22 protein-coding genes are annotated in these 21,117 nt (G+C 38.0%); 8 read left to right on the top strand and 14 right to left on the bottom strand.

Features of this window, described 5'->3' with window-relative positions; translation table 11 throughout:
• Window positions 1-9 precede the first annotated feature (9 nt).
• The 6 genes from EL165_RS03995 to msrB form a co-directional block, all read right to left on the bottom strand.
• Complete coding sequence (locus EL165_RS03995; RefSeq protein WP_002979313.1) at window positions 10-366, bottom strand: response regulator transcription factor; 357 nt, start codon at window positions 364-366, stop codon at window positions 10-12.
• Between the two features lie 15 nt (window positions 367-381).
• Window positions 382-4,290 (bottom strand): response regulator, encoded by a 3,909-nt coding sequence (locus EL165_RS03990; protein ID WP_002979314.1) that lies wholly within the window; start codon window positions 4,288-4,290, stop codon window positions 382-384.
• 392 nt (window positions 4,291-4,682) lie between these two features.
• Window positions 4,683-5,498 (bottom strand): ferritin-like domain-containing protein, encoded by an 816-nt coding sequence (locus EL165_RS03985; RefSeq protein ID WP_002979315.1) that lies wholly within the window; start codon window positions 5,496-5,498, stop codon window positions 4,683-4,685.
• Between the two features lie 24 nt (window positions 5,499-5,522).
• Window positions 5,523-6,233 (bottom strand): ferritin-like domain-containing protein, encoded by a 711-nt coding sequence (locus tag EL165_RS03980; RefSeq protein ID WP_002979317.1) that lies wholly within the window; start codon window positions 6,231-6,233, stop codon window positions 5,523-5,525.
• Between the two features lie 75 nt (window positions 6,234-6,308).
• The gene (locus EL165_RS03975; protein WP_041461760.1) at window positions 6,309-6,878 is read right to left on the bottom strand and encodes a fasciclin domain-containing protein; all 570 of its coding nucleotides are present in this window, start codon (window positions 6,876-6,878) and stop codon (window positions 6,309-6,311) included.
• Between the two features lie 117 nt (window positions 6,879-6,995).
• Complete coding sequence (msrB, locus tag EL165_RS03970) at window positions 6,996-7,514, bottom strand: peptide-methionine (R)-S-oxide reductase MsrB (protein ID WP_002979321.1); 519 nt, start codon at window positions 7,512-7,514, stop codon at window positions 6,996-6,998.
• Window positions 7,515-7,604: 90 nt separating this feature from the next.
• On the opposite strand from msrB, the gene EL165_RS03965 reads away from it, so the two are divergent.
• Window positions 7,605-8,174: an RNA polymerase sigma factor gene (locus EL165_RS03965; protein ID WP_228370523.1), complete on the top strand. Its 570-nt coding sequence runs from the start codon at window positions 7,605-7,607 to the stop codon at window positions 8,172-8,174.
• 1 nt (window position 8,175) lies between these two features.
• Window positions 8,176-8,997 (top strand): anti-sigma factor, encoded by an 822-nt coding sequence (locus tag EL165_RS03960; RefSeq protein ID WP_002979325.1) that lies wholly within the window; start codon window positions 8,176-8,178, stop codon window positions 8,995-8,997.
• A gap of 93 nt (window positions 8,998-9,090) precedes the next feature.
• On the opposite strand, the gene EL165_RS03955 is transcribed toward EL165_RS03960, so the two are convergent.
• From EL165_RS03955 to EL165_RS03945, 3 genes are all read right to left on the bottom strand, one after another.
• Window positions 9,091-10,491, bottom strand: coding sequence for an alkaline phosphatase (locus EL165_RS03955; RefSeq protein WP_002979327.1), 1,401 nt, complete (start codon window positions 10,489-10,491; stop codon window positions 9,091-9,093).
• Window positions 10,492-10,568: 77 nt separating this feature from the next.
• Entirely contained in the window at window positions 10,569-11,771 is a 1,203-nt protein-coding gene (locus EL165_RS03950) for a GTP-binding protein (protein ID WP_002979329.1), read from the bottom strand.
• A gap of 2 nt (window positions 11,772-11,773) precedes the next feature.
• Window positions 11,774-12,112 (bottom strand): MerC domain-containing protein, encoded by a 339-nt coding sequence (locus tag EL165_RS03945; RefSeq protein WP_002979331.1) that lies wholly within the window; start codon window positions 12,110-12,112, stop codon window positions 11,774-11,776.
• Window positions 12,113-12,199: 87 nt separating this feature from the next.
• On the opposite strand from EL165_RS03945, the gene EL165_RS03940 reads away from it, so the two are divergent.
• Complete coding sequence (locus EL165_RS03940) at window positions 12,200-12,589, top strand: Fur family transcriptional regulator (protein WP_002979333.1); 390 nt, start codon at window positions 12,200-12,202, stop codon at window positions 12,587-12,589.
• A gap of 58 nt (window positions 12,590-12,647) precedes the next feature.
• Here EL165_RS03940 and EL165_RS03935 read toward each other — a convergent pair whose 3' ends face one another.
• Window positions 12,648-13,133, bottom strand: coding sequence for a hypothetical protein (locus tag EL165_RS03935; protein ID WP_002979336.1), 486 nt, complete (start codon window positions 13,131-13,133; stop codon window positions 12,648-12,650).
• 326 nt (window positions 13,134-13,459) lie between these two features.
• Entirely contained in the window at window positions 13,460-14,668 is a 1,209-nt protein-coding gene (locus tag EL165_RS03930; protein WP_041461481.1) for an SH3 domain-containing protein, read from the bottom strand.
• Between the two features lie 202 nt (window positions 14,669-14,870).
• On the opposite strand from EL165_RS03930, the gene EL165_RS03925 reads away from it, so the two are divergent.
• Window positions 14,871-15,362 (top strand): hypothetical protein, encoded by a 492-nt coding sequence (locus EL165_RS03925; RefSeq protein ID WP_002979340.1) that lies wholly within the window; start codon window positions 14,871-14,873, stop codon window positions 15,360-15,362.
• Window positions 15,363-15,425: 63 nt separating this feature from the next.
• Here EL165_RS03925 and EL165_RS03920 read toward each other — a convergent pair whose 3' ends face one another.
• The 3 genes from EL165_RS03920 to EL165_RS03910 are packed head-to-tail and all read right to left on the bottom strand — an operon-like array spanning window position 15,426 to window position 17,035.
• Window positions 15,426-15,629, bottom strand: coding sequence for a hypothetical protein (locus tag EL165_RS03920; protein ID WP_126358581.1), 204 nt, complete (start codon window positions 15,627-15,629; stop codon window positions 15,426-15,428).
• Between the two features lie 41 nt (window positions 15,630-15,670).
• Window positions 15,671-16,129 (bottom strand): NUDIX hydrolase, encoded by a 459-nt coding sequence (locus EL165_RS03915; RefSeq protein WP_002979345.1) that lies wholly within the window; start codon window positions 16,127-16,129, stop codon window positions 15,671-15,673.
• A gap of 51 nt (window positions 16,130-16,180) precedes the next feature.
• Window positions 16,181-17,035: an AraC family transcriptional regulator gene (locus tag EL165_RS03910; RefSeq protein WP_002979347.1), complete on the bottom strand. Its 855-nt coding sequence runs from the start codon at window positions 17,033-17,035 to the stop codon at window positions 16,181-16,183.
• A gap of 89 nt (window positions 17,036-17,124) precedes the next feature.
• Between EL165_RS03910 and EL165_RS03905 the strand changes: the two genes are divergently transcribed.
• The 4 genes from EL165_RS03905 (at window position 17,125) to EL165_RS03890 (ending at window position 21,014) form a co-directional block, all read left to right on the top strand.
• On the top strand, window positions 17,125-18,108 hold the full coding sequence (locus tag EL165_RS03905) for a polysaccharide deacetylase family protein (RefSeq protein ID WP_002979349.1): 984 nt from the start codon (window positions 17,125-17,127) through the stop codon (window positions 18,106-18,108).
• A gap of 108 nt (window positions 18,109-18,216) precedes the next feature.
• A complete protein-coding gene (locus EL165_RS03900) occupies window positions 18,217-18,606 on the top strand; it encodes a DoxX family protein (protein WP_002979352.1) in 390 nt (129 codons plus the stop codon).
• Window positions 18,607-19,078: 472 nt separating this feature from the next.
• Window positions 19,079-20,023: an NAD-dependent epimerase/dehydratase family protein gene (locus tag EL165_RS03895; RefSeq protein WP_041461762.1), complete on the top strand. Its 945-nt coding sequence runs from the start codon at window positions 19,079-19,081 to the stop codon at window positions 20,021-20,023.
• Window positions 20,024-20,105: 82 nt separating this feature from the next.
• Window positions 20,106-21,014 carry a helix-turn-helix domain-containing protein gene (locus tag EL165_RS03890; RefSeq protein ID WP_041461763.1) on the top strand — a complete coding sequence of 303 codons (909 nt, stop codon included), beginning with the start codon at window positions 20,106-20,108 and terminating at the stop codon, window positions 21,012-21,014.
• Window positions 21,015-21,117: the final 103 nt, after the last annotated feature.

Below are 21,117 nucleotides of genomic sequence, written 5' to 3'. Positions count from 1 at the left end.
GGTTATGGTTTATCTTGAAGAAAATCTTTTTATTCTTAATATCAATTCATTGGGGCTGAATGGTTTTACAATAAAATCCGCTGCTCCGAGATCAAAAGCATTCAGTACCACCTCTTCCTGCCCCATGCTGGAAAGCATGATCACCGGGATCTGTTTGCCCATGGTTTTAATGGCGGAAAGTATTTCAATTCCGGAGGCAAACGGCATCATAATATCTGTGATGGCCAGGTCTACATCTTTTGTTTTGAGGGTTTCAATAGCGTCTTTTCCGTTACGGGTAAGAATCACTTCGTGTCCCTCTTTTAATAATTTGTGCTCAATCGTTTTTAGAATCAGTTCGTCGTCTTCGGCGATGAGAATCAGCATAATTTTATTTATTTTTTATTGTATTAAATTTTTAATGGCTTGTAATCCTGTAGTAATATCCCGGATAATTTCTTTTTCCATGGCAATAAAATCCATGTCGGTTTCTGATTTCTTTTCCCAGTCCGCTGCATGTTCTGTGAGTCGTGTCAATCCTGCCGTTCCTGCCGTTCCTTTAAGCTTATGAAGGATCATTTTCAGGGCTGTGGTGTCTTTTTCTGCAGCGCTTTTTCTGATGTTTTCTTCGGCCTGAGTAAGTTCCTGTATCACAAGGTTCAAAAATATTTGTTTGAAATCGTCATCATCATCACCCATATGTTCATTCAAAAGCTTTATATCAAAGAATTTTTCTTTATCTGATGATTCTTCTGCGGGAATGTGATTTTCATTAAAAATATATTTTTCCAGTATTCCCAGCAGATCTGCCTGTCTTAAAGGTTTAGGTAGGAAGTCATTCATGCCGGAATCCAGGCACTTTTCTTTTTCACCCAGTACATTTCCCGCAGTTACACCAATAATCGGAACACCGGCATACTCCGGAAGTAACCGGATTTGTTTCGTTGCTTCAATACCGTCCATTACCGGCATCTGAACATCCATTAAAATAATATCGAATATTTTTTCTTTGCACTGCTCCAATGCCTGAAGACCATCGGTAGCTTCTGTGAGCTGTGCATCAGGGATTAATGAACGTACCATTTTATTGTTCAGCACCATATTGACAGGGTTGTCATCTACAAGTAAAACCTTGGCAGACTGCATGAGCTTTGGTGTATTTGTTTCTGCTTGTGTGTTACTGCTGATCTCTTTCTCAGTATTTTTTACAGCAAGCTTCAGCGTCTTGTAAAGTTCTTCAGATTTGATCGGTTTCAATAAAAAGAATGAATTGTTTTCCTGGCGGAAAGAGTTGATAACATCATGCTCTTCAGAAGAGGTATGAAGGATAATGAGAGGTGATGATTCATTTTGTTTATCAAACAGCTCCCTGATTTTTTCTATGGTTTCCAGTCCTGAAATGACCGGCATATGATAATCCATCAGAATCACATCAAAACGTTCTCCCGCAAGCAGTATCTGAAGGGCTTCCATTCCATTCGCGGCAAGCTTTGAATCAACATTTTTATAAGCGAGCATATGCTGAATGATAATCCTGTTGGCCTCATTGTCATCTACAATTAATACTTTTTTTATTTTCAGATCTTCCTCTTCATGGCGCTCGGACATTTCGTAAGGAACCTGGATATCAAAATAGAAGGTGGACCCTTGATGAAGCTCACTTACCAATGACAGACTGCTTCCCATATAGTTCAGGATATTGTTGGAAATGGTCAGTCCGAGGCCGGTTCCCCCGTACTTTTTGCTGATAGAGCTGTTTTCCTGAGTAAAAGCATTGAAAATATGCTTTTGTTTTTCTTTAGGAATACCAATTCCGGTGTCCCTTACGGAAAATCTAAGGGTAATATTTTTACTCTCAATACTTAGTTTTTCCACTTTAAGTTCTATTTCTCCTTCCTGGGTAAACTTCACGGCATTTCCAAGAAGATTGATCAGGATTTGCTTAAGTCTCGATTCATCCAGCCAGATGGTTTCAGGAAGTCCCGGTTCTATATTTAAGAGTAATTCTATATTCTTTTTCTGGGACTGATAAAGAATTACGTTGATTACCTGACTGACAATATCATAAACATTGGCTTTTTCAATGGAAAGCTCCATCTTCCCGGATTCTATTTTGGAAAAATCAAGGATATCATTGATGATACTCAACAGGTTTTCACCGGATTCATTAATATAATTAAGATACTGTGTCTGTATTTCATTCAATGGTGTTTTTAAGAGAAGATCCGAAAAACCGATAACACCATTTAACGGAGTTCTGATTTCATGACTCATATTGGCCAGAAATTCTGACTTCGCCTGGCTGGCAATATCGGCCATTTTCTTGGCATTCTTAAGTTCCTTATTGATTTTTACAGAGGTTGTAATATTCTGTGCAGCAACAATAATTCCGCCTATAACATTACTGGAAAGATACCATGGCGTAACCTCTACATTATAATGCTGAATAGATTCCTTGCCGGGAATTTCTATCGCCATATCTTCATTCTTGTAGGCTTTTCCTGCCAGTGCATCCCGGTATATTTTTATTCTTTCATCCGGTACATCCGGGGAAATCTTAAACATGTTCTCTCCAATGAGCCTGATGTCGTTCATCTGGAATTCATCTTTCCAGCTTTTGCTTACAGAGAGATAATTAAGATCTTTATCAAGCATAGCTACCGTAGCAGGAACATAGGCAACAAATGACTGAAGCATAGCCTCTTTTCTGGCCAGTTCTAAGTAAACTTTTTTGAAATTATCAATATCCTGTATAATTCCGTAGACTCTCGTACATACTCCGCCTTCAAATTCCGGTATTCCTTTTACCCTTACCCAGATCATGACGCCGTCATTTCGTACCAGCTGTAATTCTTCATCGTAAGGTATGCCTTCTTTCACTGCTCTCTCGAATAAGGATTCCAGTTTTTCCCGGCTGTTTTCACTATAGAAGCCTAATGCATTCTCTAAATCCGGCTGGAAAGTTTTATCTATTTTATGGATTTCTCTGGTAGACTGTGACCAGATTACAGTATTGTTTTTGAGGTTGACTTCCCAGCCTCCGACCTGGGCAACCGCACTGGTCTGTTCCAGCATTTTTTTGGTATTGACCAGATCTTTTTCCAGTGTTACTCTTTCGGTAACATTCAGTGCGGTACTCACTACGTAAGGTTTTCCTTCTTTATTGATTTCCACAAGGTTGTGGTACATCCATATTACTTCATCACCGCCTTTTGTTTTCAGAATCATGGTTCCGAAATCTTCACGGTTTTTGTTGATACGCTCCAGATATTGCTCAAGAAGATGCCAGTTTTTTTCAGGGACAAGATCTTTTAAATTCAGATCTTCTACCTCTTCAGCAGAATATTGAAGGGTTTCTCTTCCTTTTTCATTGACGGCGATGATATTTCCTTCCATATCATGCATACTCATCAGTCCTATTGCATTTTCGAAGAAGCTTCTGAAACGGCGTTCGGAGCTTTCCAGTTTTAGTTTCTCTTCAATACGCTGGGTAATATTGATTCCGAAGCAAAAAATATCCGAATGGCTCTGGTTCAGTTTTAAATACCATTCAACAATAATGGTTTGGTTATCATTGATATTGGTAGAAGTGGTAAACGTTATCTCTTCATCCGTATTAGGAAGATCTTTAGAAAGTAATTGAAGCTGGGAATTATGACTGCCTACCAGATCAAGGAAATTCTGATTGATAACCTGGCTTTTATTTACTTGAAATGCATTTTCAAAAGCCGGGTTAATATCTTTCAGTAAAAAATTTTTGTCCAGCACACAGATCAGGTTATTAGAAATACTGAAGGTCTGCTGGAAATATTCTGCCTGGATATTTTTCCGTTTTCCCATCAGAAGTTTCGTGACCGCTTCCCCTATTTTTTTTAGGGTAGAGATCTGGTCTTCTGTAATAGTTTTAGGCTTATAATCAATTACGCAAAGTGTTCCCAAAGCAAATCCTTCGTCATCTAACAGGGGTACTCCTGCATAAAACCGGATTCCGCCTGCCAGTATGAGTGGATTATCAGAAGATCTTTCATCCAGTAAAGTGTCATTGATGACTACAATGTCCCCACTTGCGATAGAATACTGGCATACAGTATTTTTCCTGTCTACAAAGTCCAGGGCAAGTCCCACACAACTCTGGATCGTCTGGGTTTCGCTTTCCATCATGGCAATAAGTGCTGCCGGGCAGCCGGTCACGAGACATGCTGTTTCTGCAAAAACGTCTAACTGGGGATCTTTTTCCAGGTTTAAAAGATCAAAAAACTCCAGTTTTCTCATTCGATCTTCTTCATTCGCAGGAATTGGGTACTTCTTCATATGTTATTTCAACGGTTAGAGATTTTTCTTTTTTGATTATTAAAAAATGATAATCAAGTCCTTAAAGTTTATATTTTCAACATTTTTAAGTGCTTTAAATTATTATTTTAATAAGTAAAGCAAAATACGAAATAATTTTGTATTCCGTTGCAGTAAATTTGTTAATAAAGGAATATGCATGGTTATTTTAAAATATTTTAAAGATATAAAGAAGTAATAAACAATATAAAATAAAAAGTACCACATGTGATCATATGGTACTTGGTGTTTGAATCAGGATGAAAAGTAATGTTTTAACAGTGTTTTTTTAAGGCCTGACGATTGATTTTTTAAAGTCCATTTCCGGATGAGCCCGGAAATGGACACACCACTTATCATCATCCAAATCACAACTATACTATGAACAGGGAGGCAATAGCCTGCGCATCGCTGCCACTTAAAATCTCATCATAAGCTGCAGAACCGGCTGCAGCTCCAAATAAGGTTCCTGTATTGAAACCCGCCTGATTGGTATTATCTTCTCCTGCATAAACAGGATTGGTTGCAGAAGGCATATTTCCTCCATCGGCAAGCTCTATCCATCCTTTGTTTGCTCGAATTCTTCTTACCTGCGAAGCATGTCTGGCTTCTACAGAATGAATCTGTAAGGCTGCCTGAAGCACAACTTTATTGGACATTACGTTTCCTGCCTGTCCTTTGTATGCCCTTACTCCCGTATCTTCAAAGGCCTGGGCAAGAATAAGAAACTGATTATAATCTGTAAAAGGAGTAAAATTTCCACCAGCAGTAAAATCAAAAGTAGGTTTGTTTCCCGGAGTTGTTCCTAAAGAAGTCAGTGTGCTTTTCAGAAAACCTACATGAGCAGATTCATGCTTTGAAATCTGCATAAAAACTGTTCTGTCTGCATTCGGAATAAGTCCCGGTGTAGACAATCCTATGCTGTAATATTCATTTTCAAGGTATTCCAGTACCAATGCCAGCTGCAATGCATCTGTGAGGGTACTTTTTAAAGCCATACCTGTGAATGCTGTTTTTGAGGTTTCTGCTTTAGCCGGTGTTGCCATCAGTGCACCCAATCCAAGCGGAACTGCTGCTACTGCTGCTTTTTTTCCGAATAGAGACATATTGGTAATCGCCTCAAGTCTTGACGCTTCCGTTGTGAAGAATTTATCATGGGAAAGCTTATCCAGTAATCTAAGAATATTCATAATGTGAGTTTTTAAGGTGAATGATTAGTTGATGCCTCTTTCTTTCCAGGTAAAAGGTGTTTTGATGAATGCTCCGGCAGCCATTACGATATCCTTGGGCTCTTTCGCGAGGTCAAGTCCATTGGCATCTACCACGTCATCTCCTGAAAAATCTGCAGAGCCGGGATTGATGATATTTCTGATGGCGGAAGCATGTCTGGCTTCTACTGAAACTATTTTACCGGCAATAACAAGGTAGGTTGGGTTGGAAATATATTTCCCCGCACCATTGTAAGCGGCTACCCCCGTATCTTCCAATGCTTTTGCAGTGGCCAGAACTGAGCTCCTGTTATTAAAATTCACATTCGGGTACTGGAATTCGAGCTTAGGCAGCACATGATCTGTAGCTCCGCTGATGGCAGCTTTAAAGAAATCCCTGTGTATCACTTCATGATGGTACAGGTCTGTAAAAAGTTCTTTTTCAATACTTGAAATTCCCGTATAGAAATTGTTGACTACTTTCGTATAAAAGTCAGCTTCAAGCTGTTCAAGGGCGTAGGCGTAATTTAGTATTCCTACATCTCCTGTTCCAAGGTCATACTTGGATTCTTCAATAATCTGGAAGTCGTCATTGTCGTCACAGCCAATGATGGTAAGCCCTGCGATGGCCAGTCCTACTCCACTTAATTTCAGAAAGTTTCTTCTGCTGGTATCAAGGGTAGCTCCCTGATTAGAAACGTTAATGGTTCTTTTCATACTATTAATTTTTTAGTGTTGTATTTAAGAGAAAAAAAACAGCATATCAGTATGCTGTTGAAATCTCATAATTTGTTATGGCATTAAAACCGTATCGATGACATGAATCACACCATTAGACTGGTTGACGTCTGCAATGGTTACTTTCGCGCTGTTTCCTTTGGCATCTTTTATATAAAGGTCTTTTCCTTTAGTCCAGAAAGTAAGTTCCTCTCCCTGTACAGTTTTCATCATACTTTTTCCGTTTCCTGCTTTTACGGCTGCCCAGATTTCTTTCGCACTGTATCTTCCGGGAAGAACATGGTACGTTAAGATGCTGGTAAGTGTTGCCTTATTTTCAGGTTTTACAAGATTTTCTACAGTTCCTTTCGGAAGTTTTGCGAAAGCTGCATCCGTAGGAGCCAGTACTGTAAAAGGTCCTGCTCCTTCTAATGTTTCTACCAGTCCGGCAGCTTTCACTGCTGCGACTAATGTTTTGTGGTCTTTGGAATTGACAGCATTCTCAATAATATTTTTGGACGGATACATAGGTGCTCCTCCTACCATTACTGTTTTTTCTTTCATCGTTTGTGCAGTTACCTTTCCACTGAAAGCAAATGATAAAGCTACCATTGCTAAGACTGTGATTTTTGATTGTGTGTTCATCGTGTTGATTTTTTTATGAATTATATTTATTTGTGCTTTTAATGTCATTTACGAGGTTGGTTTTATTTTGGATTGAAAAAAAATAAAATTTATTTTATATTACTGATTTTCAGTTATTTATTTTTTTTTAATCGGGACAAACTCCAGACAGATAGAGTTCATACAGAATCGTTTTCCGGTTGGTTTTGGGCCATCATCAAAAACATGCCCGAGGTGAGACTCACATCTTCCACACAGCACTTCTGTACGTTCCATATGATGAGAGCTGTCTTTTCTGTATTTTACACTGTTTTTACGAAGAGGCTGATAAAATGAGGGCCAGCCGCAGGTAGTTGCAAATTTGGAAGTTGAAAGGAAGAGAGGATTACCACATACGGCACAGTAATAGGTTCCTTTTTCATCGAATTCATAATATTTTCCGGTAAAAGCAGTTTCTGTGGCTCCTTCTCTGGCTACCTCATAGAGTTCGGGGTTTAAAATCTTTTTCCATTCACTATTGCCTACTTTCAGTGTATTTTCTGCAGTGTGTGAGTAATAAGGATTTCTGGTTTTGAAAAGACTGTTTTGGGCTGTGCAAAATCCGAAGGACACCGTTACAGAAAGTAGAAGTATTGCTTTTGAATATAAGGTTTTCATATTTCAATATTTTTAATGATTGTCTTAAAATCATGTACGAAATAAAAGTTGATTCAGATTTTTTTGGGAATATGTTTTATTTTATTACATTTGGATAGAAAAATAAAAGCTATTAAAACAACCTATTCTGAAAAGGAACTTATCGTTTTATTGAAAGAAAAAAACGAAACTGGTTTTCATTATCTGTATGACCATTATTCCGGTGCGTTGTACGGGGTTGTTCTTCGGATTGTTCAGTCTAAAGAATATACTGAAGAAGTTATTCAGGATGTTTTTGTTAAAATATGGAACTCCATTCATCAGTACGATATTTCTAAAGGAAGATTTTATACCTGGATGATTAATATTGCAAGGAATACGGCTATTGACTATCTCAAGTCAAAAGGATTCCAGAATGAACTTAAAAACCAATCACTTCCGGATTTCGTATATAATACTGCAGAACTTTCAACAACGAATAATTCTTCCGATTATATCGGATTTAATAATGTGCTGGAAGGTCTGGAAGTAGACAAGCAGGAACTTATAGATCTTGCGTATTATCAGGGATATACCCAACATGAAATATCCGAAAAACTGAAGATACCGCTGGGAACGGTAAAAACGAAAATGCGGAACGCACTGATGAAATTAAAGGATTTGCTAAAAGATTACCAATAAATTGAACACTAAAGAATACATATCATCCGGAATTATAGAATCTTATATTCTTGGCCATGCTTCTCCCGAGGAAGCAGGGATTTTGGAGTGTGTGATGAAGAATAATGCTGAAGTAAGGGCAGCTTTTGAAGAAGCGCAGAAAACTTTGGAAGATCTTGCTACGGCACAGGCTGTAACCCCTCCAGATGATCTTAAGTCTAAGATCTGGAATAAAATTCAAAAAGTGCAGACTCCTGAAGAGATTACTCCTGTTCTTTCAACTGATATTTCTGAAGTAAAAGATCATAAAGAGAACAGAATCCAGGAATCCAGCCAGCGAAATAACGGATGGAAAACGTATGCAGTAGCAGCTTCTGTACTGTTTCTGGTAAGTGTTGCCGGTAACTTGTACTGGATGAATACCCAATCAGCCAATCAAAAAGAGATGGCTCTGCTGGCAGCAGATAAAAAGCATCAGGATAAGGCCATGCAGAAAATGAATCAGAAGCTTGAGATGTTTTCCAATCCTGATATGAAGATGGTTATGCTGAAAGGAGTAGAAAAGCATGCGGATGCCAAAGCAATGGTTTTCTGGGACAAAAAAACAAAAGAAGTTTATCTGAATGCTGAAAAGCTTCCAAAAGCTCCTGAGGGAATGCAGTATCAGCTTTGGGCTATTGAAAACGGGAAGCCGGTAAGTGCAGGAATGTACACGGAAGATAAAGACAGCAGGATTGCTTTAGCCAATATTCCAGATGCCCAGGCCTTTGCCATTACTCTTGAAAAAGAAGGTGGCAGTAAAGTGCCTACCATGGAAAATATGTTTGTAATGGGGGAAATATAGCCCTTTTTATAATAAAAAAAACAAGGCGGTCACAATCAAACCCGCCTTGCCATCTCCCAAATAATTAAATATGAAAAAATATGAATGTTTTGTTTATACAGGACATGCTTTCAGCATGAGATCATGCAGATCTGTATTTTTAATAAACGGCTGTAAAAATTCATTTCCAGGGCCATAAGCCGCTACTTCCACATAATCACCGGAGTGGTCCATACTGATCCACCCTACAGAATTCCTGCTTTTCTGAATTTCTGAATACAGTTTAAAAGGCAGTTTTTTATAATTATAAAGGCCTACTTCTTCCCCTTTTTCAAGACCGCTGTAAAAGCTCATCAGATGTTTAGCTTCCTCATCAGTCAGGATAATTTTGTTACCTTCATAGATCCAGTCTTTAATATCCTTTATTGAATAGTCTTTTTGAATCTTGTTCAGGATATATTCATTGGTATATTGATACTCTGAAATGCTGTTAAAGTTTTTAGTGGCATCCGTTCCGTAAATTGTTCCGGGATTCGCATTTCCATGGTCTGTAGTAATGATCACCAGTGTATTTCCATCTCTTTCGGCAAAATCTATAACTGTTTTTATGGCTTCATCAAATGCCAGCTGATCGTGGATAATCGCAGCGACATCATTGGCATGAGCTGCCCAGTCTACTTTTCCGGCTTCTACCTGAAGAACAAAACCGTCAGGATGATCCTTCATCTGGTTAATGGCTGTATTGGCCATTTCAGCAAGAGTTGGAGTATTTTTATATTCCTGAACATGAGCCCTGTCAATACTATATGGCAATGCTCCGGTATTGAAAATCCCTAACAGTTTTTCCCCTTTTTTAATTTCCCTCAGATCATTCTGCGTTTTCAGGATTCTATATCCCTTTTTGTGATAAACAGAATAAAGATCTTTCCTGTCCTCTCTTTTAACAGGATCGAAAAACTCATCTCCGCCACCCAACAGAACGTCCAGTTCAAGCTCAGCATACATTTCAGCGATTTGAGGCTCTGCATTTCTTCTGGAAGAATTCACACAAAAACCCGCAGGGGTTGCGTGGGTAATGGTAACGGTAGTCACACAGCCTGCTTTCTTTCCTGCTTTTTTATATTGCTGCCATATCGGAAGATGCTTTTCACCGTTGGCACCCATATTCAACGTACCGTTCCTGACTCTTATCCCGCCTCCGAATGCCGAACTTGCTGCTGCAGAGTCCGTCACAATGGAGCTTGCTGAAGCAGTATCCATCAAGGCTCGGGTCACTTTTCTCTCATGGTACAGATTGAGCCAGTGACTTCCCTTTCCTAAAATATTCCGGGAATACAGGTCTGTCATTGATAGAGTTCCAAGACTCATCCCGTCACTGACCATAAAGATGATATTCTTTGCTTTTCCTGATCCTGGTTTTTCATTATTCTTCCCGAAGCTCCAAAAATCTGATGGCGATAAGGTCAATAATCCTGAAAGTATTGCAGAACCCTTTAAAAATTTTCTTCTGTCCATATTGTCTTAAAATAATTCCGAAAGGTATTGTATTAATCTTTCTATTGAAACAATGTTGCATTAATTAAAAGTTAATTTTAAATATCTTTTGGAAAGGGGTCTTCAAAGCTTTGCTTTTTGTCAAACAATTCTTTTTCCCTTTCATTGATAAGGCAATGCTGAAGATCAGACAACATTTGATCTTTGTCCAGATTCTGCCCAATAAAGACCAGTTCATTAATCCTGTCACCCCAGTTTTTGTCCCATCTTTTTTCAATAAAACTTTGATTTTCCGCAAATGAAGAATACTGCACTCTATGGCTTAGTGGCATGCTGCACCACCATACCCCTGCTTTTTCCAATCGGAAAGATCCGCCTGCCTGAGAAAAGTTCAGGGCATCATCAGGTCTTGACGCCAGCCAGAACAAACCTTTCGCTCTTATTGTTCCTTCGGGATAATATTGATTCAGGTACTCCCATAACCTTACCGGATGAAAAGGCTTTCTGTCTCTGAAAATGATTGAACTTATTCCATATTCTTCCGTTTCAGGCGTGTGGTGCTCCGATTGCAGTTCTTTTTGCCAGCCGGCAGATGACTGTGCTTTGTCGAAATCAAAAAGCCGTGTATTTAAAATCTGTTGAGGATCAATTTTACCAAATTCTGAGTGTAAGATAACCGCATCGGGGTTTAATTTTTTTATGGCAGCCTGTAAAAAGCCAAGTGTTTCAGCATCTATAAGATCTGTTTTATTTAAAATAATTACATTGGCAAATTCGATCTGATCGGTCAAAAGGTTAACAATTGTCCGGTAATCACCTTCCATGTCTGTAAGATCGCGATCCATCAGCAACTCATTAGAACCGAAATCTTTTATGAAATTAAAACAATCCACCACCGTTACCATGGTATCTACATAACTGAAACGGGAAAGGTCGATTCCGCTTTCTTCATCAATGTAGGTAAAGGTTTGGGCAACAGGAACCGGTTCACTGATTCCTGTACTTTCAATAAGGAGATAATCAAAGCGGTTTTCGCTGGCAAGGCGTTCCACTTCTATCATCAGATCTTCACGAAGTGTGCAGCAGATGCATCCGTTGCTCATTTCTACCAGCTTTTCTTCTGTTCTTGAAAGGGTGTTTTGATTTTCAACAAGGCGGGCATCAATATTCACTTCACTCATATCGTTCACTATTACAGCTACTTTTAAGCCTTTTTTGTTATGCAGAATATGGTTCAGTAATGTAGTTTTTCCTGCCCCTAAAAAACCACTGAGTACCGTTACAGGAAGTTTCTTTTTCATTTTTAATGTTTATGATTTTTAAAGTTGATGATATGGCCTGTAATTAAGCCTGTAGCTCCCACATAGATTAAGGGAAGATGAACTTCATACAGAAGATCTGTCAGTATAGAAATGAAAATAAGGCTTAATGATATCCGGAACAGAAACTTTAGCCACCGGCTTTCCATTTTCTTTGTTATTCTGAATACCACAACGGCTCCAATGAAAAGGAAGGCCAGATCAATATAAGGATTATGGGATATTCCCAATGGAACAATTAATAGCAGTGGAAAGACAATACAATGAATCAGGCATAGAACAGCAGCGGAGATTCCTACAGCATCAAGAATTTTTGATTTCATAATAGTATAGAATTAATTTTCTTATTGTAACTTTGTTGCAAAAGTAGAAATAAAAAATTAAATATCGCAACTTTGTTGCATTAAAATATGAAACAGGTCAGAAATACGCATGCCAAGACTGAAATTTTAAACCTTATCAATGGTTCGGATGTAGCCCTTACGCATTCTGATATTCAGAAGAAACTAGGTGATCTGTGTAATAGGGTAACCATTTACAGAGTGCTGGAAAGGCTTGAAAACGAAGGGGCTATACACAAGATCGTTAATATTGACGGGGTGGTAAATTTTGCGAAATGCAGCGGGAAATGCACCCATGAACAGCATTTTCACAATCATGTTCATTTCAACTGCAAAGAATGTCATTCTGTGACATGTATTGAAAATGCGATTCCGGAGATCAGTCTGCCGGAACATTTTATTGCACAGGAGTACAATTTTATTATCAGCGGGATATGTCCGAAGTGTGCTGATGCTTAAAAGCGAAAAGGTAAAAAAACAAATTTGCTTGTGTGTTTTTTTACCTTTTTGCGATTTGTTATAAGGAAGAAATATAGACTTCTATTTTGGTTCCGTCATAATTGAAGGTACCGTCAGAATTCTTTTTGCCTAATACCCATTTCATGTCTACAGGTACAGACCATGCAGATCCTAATGAAAATCCATTAACGGATCTGATTTCATTTCCTTTTCCTGTAGTAACTGCTGAATGAAACCAGCTTTTATCAATCAGTCTGTAGAAACCGATTGCTTTTCCTGCCGGGATCGGTGAATATCCGTCCCACTTCTCTCCTGCCGGATAGTTGAAAACAGTTAACCATTTTTGTCCGGCTGATTCTGCCAGCTGAGCAGGACTTATAGATGCACCACGCATATATAATGCATACGCTACAGCATCATGGCATACTCCACTGTTGTATTTCGAAATATTTTCTGCTCCTGAAAGAAGAGCAAGCGCAACAGGCGCTCTTTCGGATCTGGATAGCTGAGCCTTCCTGGCTCCTTCCGGTGTGATAAATGACATATAATAATATTTTGTTTGGTAGGGTAAAGATACAGCTTTAAAATTTAATCACTTATGTTGGATAATATTTTAAGTTTTGGCTGAAGCCGTTGATAGGGTCATTAATCAATAAGCGGGTTAAAACCCGCCTCTATTGATACATAAATCTGTTATTATATCTGAGAATGGTATGAATATTCAATAGGAACGGGCTTTAGCCCGTTTTAACAATTAGATATAGATACATTGGCTTCAGCCAAAACTTACCAAAGTCATTTAAAATGACAGATCATAAAATAATCGGGCTTTAGCCCGATTCTATTGATAAGTATTAATTAAGGATTCATTTAGCAAAAATACATGCATTCATAGCTGAAAAGCTTTCCGTCTTTAAAGGTAAAAATAAAAAGTCCTGCATCCCCGTTCTGGATATGATACTCGTGCGGAGAGGAAATCCAGCGTGAAGAAAGCAGATCTCCGAAATGCGTCACAAAATTCTTTTCATCATAATTGGAATCCATACGTTCATTTCCTAAAACCAAAGCTTCCCCATTGGTAAAAGACATTTTGTAGACACTTCCGAAAATTTTTCCTTTATATTCTTCAAAGGCAACAATGATGTCCGGTGTTTTATAAAAGTATTTAGGCTCCCAGCCGCATTCCGGCATATCTGGAATATCATTCACTTTCTGCATTTCCAGCTTTTTCATCTGGGAATCTGTTATTTTACCGTCAAAAAGCGTTGTTTCTTTCCATAAGAAATGCATATTCAGGGCTTTTACTTTCTTTTCATAATCCTTTGTCTCAGGCTTTTTTTCAAACTGCTCAGCCAGAAGAATCTCAAAGTCGATATCTATTTTCGGATTTTCTATGCCGGCATTGGATTCTTTCCAGTATTGTAAGGCCTGTTTAAGATTTTTATCTTCCATCCAGGCAATTTCACGTAACCTTCCAACCTGCGTCAATTCTTTTTCTTTGTTCTTACCTTTCACCGCAAGGTAGTCTTTCAGCACTTTTTCGTAGGTAAGTTCAGAACCAAGGTACTTCATCTGGATATATTCCGGATTTTCATGGAAATGATCACCAATATAAACCCAGCCATCCTGATATAAAGGAACATAATCAATACATACCAGCTCATTTAAAGCAGCTCTCCGTACCGGCGTACTTTCTGTTGTAGGGCCTTTTCGCACCCGAAGTTCCGATACCTGTATATAAAAATGCGGACATTGCTGTCCCTGCGACCCGCGGTAGAAATACTGGGCAGGTTCACCGGAAGATTTTTTACCCTGCATGATTTTTTGTAAGGGCTGGCGGTCTATGAAACCGATATCCCCGTTGCTTACCTGAACTTTATATTGTGTCCGGGTAGAATCCAGAAGATAAACAGGGGCTTCTGTAGAAAAAATTCCTAAAAGATCTTTGTTATTTCCTTTTTCACGGAAGAGATGTCCCCATTCTGATGTATAAACCGGCTTTTCACCTGGTTTCTGGGCCATGGTATTGTAAAAGCAGCATTGAATGATGCCGGCTCCTAATAATATCTTTTTCAACATATTGTCCTTGGTGCAAACCTTTTTAGAAAAGAGTTTGTTATTATTATACTGTTATTTCCTTCAAAATTACTGAAAAATCAAGGGTTTTCCTATTATTATTGTTATTCAGAATCGGTATAAATTCCATGCTATTCACCATCTTCCATTGGGTAAAGTAAATAAAAATACTATTTTTATCGGCCAAAAAAAGTAAAGACTAATTATGCCGACTGATGCTTCTCATAAGCTGATTCCGATGACCACTTTCGTGCTGGAGTATTATTCTCACGAAGGATATGCCGATCTTCAGATTTTGAATCTGATGAATAATTATGCCAATTTCTTAAAGAAGCGTTTGACTCTTGGAATGTTTGTTCCCGTAGACCGTAAAGGGAATATTCTGAAAGAACCTAAAAACTACAAGGAATGGAAATCCCTGGATCATAATGACGGGAAAAGAACGGATGTTATTGGATTTGAAGAATATGCTGAATATCAGAAGGCGGAACAGAACTGCATGTTTGAAGGCTTTAAGGTAGATTATAACGGGTATTCAAAAGTGAGGATCATCGCTGCATATGATCCTTCCATTGAATTATCTTTTAATAAAAATGATCTGATTCCTACGGGATATAATGATGTGGAATCACTTACTGTTTTTGATGATATTTTTTTAACCTCCAGTGCATTAAAAGCGATCGGAATAAGAAGATAAAAACATAAATATTTAAAACAAAAACGTTTATCAGACTGATAAACGTTTTTGTTTTTTGATATACTATCGTACACATTCTCCCGAATGACAATGATAGCCTGAAGGACACAACCCGTTAATGCAAGGGCCTGCAGCATCAGGGTAACATCTTTCATCCGCCCGGCAATGGGAATGAGGCGGGCACAGAGAAAGCAGGTTTCCAAGGCAAACACCTACCGGAAGAGGGAGATTAAGTTCAATACCAATTCCCCCAATAATGTTCTTCAATGTTTTTCTGTTTAATTTTTCATGGATTTTGTTTTAAGGTGTTATTGATTTATTATATTTTCAAGTTCTGTGATAAAATTTTTCTGTGCTGTATTGATGCGCTGTTGTGCTTCTTCTGAAGGGAACCATTGCCATTGATCTACTTCCGGAACTTCCATTATTTTACCGGATCTGGGAGGCCATTCCAATGGAAAGGTATTACTGTAAAGATCGGCAGTATCAAGATCGCTTTCTAAGGCCCAGGCATATACGGTTTTTCCTCCTTTCTGCTTAATAGGCGACAGTTCGATAAACTTTCCATCTATGGTTTTACCGGTTTCTTCTTCAAATTCTATCAAGGCGCGTTGCAATGGATTTTCATCAGCAAGAATTTCTCCTTTGGGGATAGACCATGCCCCAAGGTCTTTATTTTTCCAGAAAGGACCGCCGGGATGTACCAGAAAATAATACAGACTGTTTTTTTCTTTTTTAAAAAGCAGAATACCAGCACTCGTTTTCATGGACGTAAGGATTTGATTATTAAAGATATGAAAAAATATATAACCGTATGCTTAATATGATATACTTTTCTTTTTAAACTCAGAGGGTGACATTTGTTTGTACGTTTTGAATATTTTATTGAAGTGGCTGGCATCATTGAAGCCCAGCCTATCAGCAATTTCACTGATATTATAACGACTTTGAAGCAAAAGCTTTTCAGCAGTTTTTATTTTATGCTGCATGACATGCTGCTGTACGGAGAAACCAGTCTCCTTTTTGATATAAATGCTGATATAATGGGGCGAAAGCATAAATTCTTCAGCCAGATTCCCGATTTTCATTTTATCAGCATCCAGAGCGTTGACATTGATATAGTACAGTATCTTTTCAATTCTGCTCAAATTTTGCGTCATCCATTCTTTGGCAGTACTGTTATTTATAGTATTCCGGATCAGGATCGTAATAACGGATGAAAAAAGATCAGCAGTAATCTCCTTATTATAGGTATTTTTATGGCTGAATTCATAAAGGAGAATCCGGGCCAGCTGTAACAGATGGGCTCTATCTGTTTTATTCTTGATTACGGACTCGTAGACAAAAGAATGGTCTTCCATCAGAAGCTGAACCATTTTTTTTAGCTCATTATTTTGGTTGGGCAAATGGTTCTGCCAGATATACTGTTCAGTAAATTTTATATAAATGAAACGAGTTGTACCTGTAATGGTAAATTCATGGGCATCACTTGGCCTCAAAATGAAAACATCTCCTTTTTTATAGGGAAAAGTTACGTTGTTAAGGTGATGAAATCCTTTGCCATGCTCTATGATAATCAGTTCATAAAAGTTATGATTATGATACTCAACATCCCATATTTCCTTTTCAATACTAAAAACATTAAAAGAATTAAAATTAACGATTCGTTTCACGAAGAATGGATTTTTACAAATTTACCATTAATTTTTACAATACAGACTGAGTGATTATTGATGAATTTTGCCTTATCAATACATTCAAAATGAAATATATAAAACAATCCGTATTGTTGCTTGCTTCAACAATCGTTTTAATGTCCTTTTCTGATGCTCATGATAAGGATAAAAGAGAAAAAAAAGAGCTGTCTCAGGCACAGGCTCCGACCAAAAAATACTGGCCTAACGGCGCTCAGCTGGTTATTTCCGTTTCTATGCAGTTTGAAACAGGCGGACAGCCCGAAGGTGCTGAAAGTCCTTTCAGCGGAACTCCCCTGCCCAAAGGACAACCTGATCTTCCCGCAGAAAGCTGGTACCGGTATGGCGGAAACGAAGGAATTTACAGGATGCTGGATCTATGGAAAAAATATGATATCAAAGTGACTTCTCATGTGGTGGGAACTGCTGCTGAAAAGTATCCTGATGTGGCAAAAGCTATTGCAAAAGGAGGTCATGAAATTGCCGCTCATGGCATTGCCTGGGATAATCAATGGAATAAAAGTTATGCTGATGAGCTGAATTTTGTAAAACAGGGTGTAGATGTGGTGGAAAAGATTACCGGTCAGAAAGCGGTAGGTTATAACTGTAACTGGCTGAGAAGAGGACCGAATACGCTTAAAGTATTACAGGAATTGGGCTTTTTATATCATATAGATGACCTGAGCCATGATGAGCCTTTTATTACAAAAGTAAAAGGGAAAAATTTTGTAATCATTCCCTATACGTTACGGAACAATGATATCGTTACTATAGAAGGAAAGCATTGGAGTCCGGATCAGTTTCTGGCACAGCTGAAGTTTGAATTTGACCGTCTTTATGAAGAAGGAGCTTCTAAGAGAAGGATGATGAGCATCAGTTTTCATGACAGGATTGGTGGTACACCGGCAATGGTGCATGCCATGGAGGAATTCATCAGGTATACCAGAGAAAAGCAAGGCGTTGTCTTTATGAGAAAAGATGATATTGCAAAAATGGTAATGAATGATCCCGATACTCCGGTCGATAACAGTGAAGAAAAGTTTAATAAGTAATAAGTAAGGAAGCGGGAAGCTGGAGGCAGGAAGCTATCGAAATCTGTAAAGTAGTTTTGTGATCTGTATAACTTCCATCTTCGTGCTTCCATCCTAAAAAATACCTCTATGAATAACACAAAAACAGCCTATTTTTTCCTTCGTTTGTCGATGGGAATCAATTTTTTGGGACACGGATTGGTCCGACTGGTAAAATTACAGGATTTTGCATCAGGAATGATGAAAGGTTTTGAAACGAGCTGGCTTCCACAACCATTAGTACACGTGTTTGGTGTCACGCTCCCTTTTCTCGAATTTACAATTGGTCTGCTGCTAATAATTGGATTTAAAACACGTATTGCTGCCATGGCCGGAGCCTCCCTGATTATCTTACTCCTTTTTGGAAGCAGTACCATTGAAAACTGGGAAGCAATGGGAATTCAGATGATCTATGCAGGTCTGTTCTATATTCTGATCAGCAGAATTGAAGATAATTGCCTGGCTTTGGATCGAAAATAAAAAAGTATGGCTGAAAAAGTAAAGAATTACACCCGATTATTATAAAGTTGCTTAAACTTTACCAAACCACAAAAGGCAAAAAAGGTTTCATTTTAAAACACATTAGTTTATTTAGGTAAGTTTAAAATGATCCCGCAGGAAAGTTCACATAAGATGAAAATCAAAGATTTTCACAAAATTTAGGTGTCTTATTACGCATAAGGTTTGTTCTGAAAAAACTGAAGTGTTTAAAACTTTTGTGCCTTTTGCCTTCGTCGAATCTTCGATTTGTGGTTAAAATAATGATTCAATGCTGTGTTTTTACTTTCTCAGCCTGATTATTTTTTTATGTTGTTCAGAGATTATGTTACAACTTTCATAGATTCAGTTACTCTGTTTTATAATTATGCCCGAATTTTGTATCAGAAATAGAATAAACTGAAAGTATTCAATTTATTTTCTGTGAAATAGCTAACCCTAAAAATGAAAAATGATGCAAACTATATTGGGAGCCAACGGACAGATTGGTGAAGAACTGGCAAGAGAACTGAAGAGAAATTATACTTCAGACATCCGCATTGTAAGCAGAAATGCCAAAAAAGTGAATGAAACCGATACTGTATTTTCAGCAGATTTATCAGACAGACAACAGGCCATAGAAGCCGTGAAAGGAAGTGAAATCGCATATTTTACCCTTGGACTTCCTATGGATACAGGTTTATGGGAAAAACAATTTTTGATCATTTTAAAAAATGTTATTGAAGCCTGTAAAATCAACGGAACAAAACTGGTCTTTTTTGATAACACGTATATGTATCCTCAAAATAATGAGATTCTGACGGAACAAACCCATTTTGATCCTGTAGGAAGAAAAGGAATCGTAAGAAAACAGATGGCAGAGATGCTTTTAAAAGAAATGAAGGCTGGTACAATAGACGCTGTTATCTGCAGGGCTCCTGAGTTTTATGGTCCCGGGAAAACTCAAAGTATTACGAATACCCTTATTTTCAACGCTATTAAAGATGATAAAAAACTAAAGGTCCCTTTGAAGGATGATAAAACCAGAAGTCTGATCTGGACTCCTGATGCGAGCCGTGCAACTGCTCTGATCGGAAATACTCCTGATGCCTATGGCCAGACATGGCATTTGCCGGTAGATGATCATAAACTGAATTATAAAGAATTTATTGCTTTAGCTTCTCAGGCCTATGGAAAAGAATTCAGGTATTCCGTAATTCCGAAACTGCTTTTTGCAATAGGATCTTTATTCAGCAAAAATGCAAAAGAGCTATTGGAGCTGCTTCCGAGATATCAATATGATAATCTTTTTGATGATTCAAAATTCAGAAAAAGATTCCCGGAATTTCAGATAACTTCTTACAGAGAGGGAATTGAACAGATTAAAAAAGAACAGCAAAAAGCAAAAAAAATTCATTAAAATAAGTAACTTAGAAACACCATCACCACAACCGAAAGGGAATATTCCCCTTCTTTCGAGGGGTGGTAAAAAAAGAAATAAAATGAAAGCTCCCGAAAAAGTAACTTCCATCACAGCATTGCATAAGTATCTGAACCTGAAAAGGCCTTCACATCCTTTGATCAGTGTATTTGATTTTAATGAGGTGAATATTGATCCTGAAACGATCCTGAGTTCAGTAACTACAGATTTTTACGTAGTTTCCATTAAAAAAGATTGTGCGGGAAGATGCAAATACGGCCAGCATTATTATGATTTTGAGGATGGAATCATGTATTTTATTGCTCCCCATCAGGTACTGCAGTTTGAAGATATAATGCTTGCTGAGGTAAGAGGAAATGTACTGGTTATTCATCCGGATTTTCTGCAGGGATATCCGCTGGCTTCCACAATCAAAGATTATGGCTACTTTTCATATATAGCCAATGAAGCGCTGTACCTTTCGGAAAAAGAAGAAAAGTCTGTGACAGATATCCTGGACAATATCAGCAGGGAAATTGAAACCAATATGGATGGCTTTACCCAGGATTTGCTGGTTTCCAACATCGATTTGCTGTTAAAATACTGTGACAGATTCTATAACCGTCAGTTTTTAACCCGGAAAAAAGTGAACCATGATCTCCTGACCCAGCTCGAAAGTTTACTGGACGATTATTTCAAAAATGGAAAACTGCTGACCGACGGGATTCCTACGGTACAATTTGTGGCAGCTCAGATGAATATCAGCCCCAACTATCTGAGTGATATGTTAAGGGTTCATACGGGACAGACCACACAGCAGCATATTCAGAACAGGGTGATTGAAAAGGCAAAAGAACTGTTGTCTACTACCTCAATGACTGTTTCCGAGATTGCGTATCACTTAGGATTTGAGCATCCTCAATCCTTCCATCGTTTATTTAAAAATCAGACTACTGTTTCACCGTTAGAATTCAGAAAATCTTTTAATTGATCGTATCATGACTCAGATTAAAGGAAAACATTAAAATCTTTACATCATTTATGATTATGCTTGGAAAAAAATCAATGGAATTGATTCAAGCTTTGCTCTTAAA

Source organism: Chryseobacterium gleum (assembly GCF_900636535.1).
Taxonomy (GTDB): Bacteria; Bacteroidota; Bacteroidia; order Flavobacteriales; family Weeksellaceae; genus Chryseobacterium; species Chryseobacterium gleum.
This window is presented reverse-complemented; position numbering and strand designations above follow the sequence as displayed.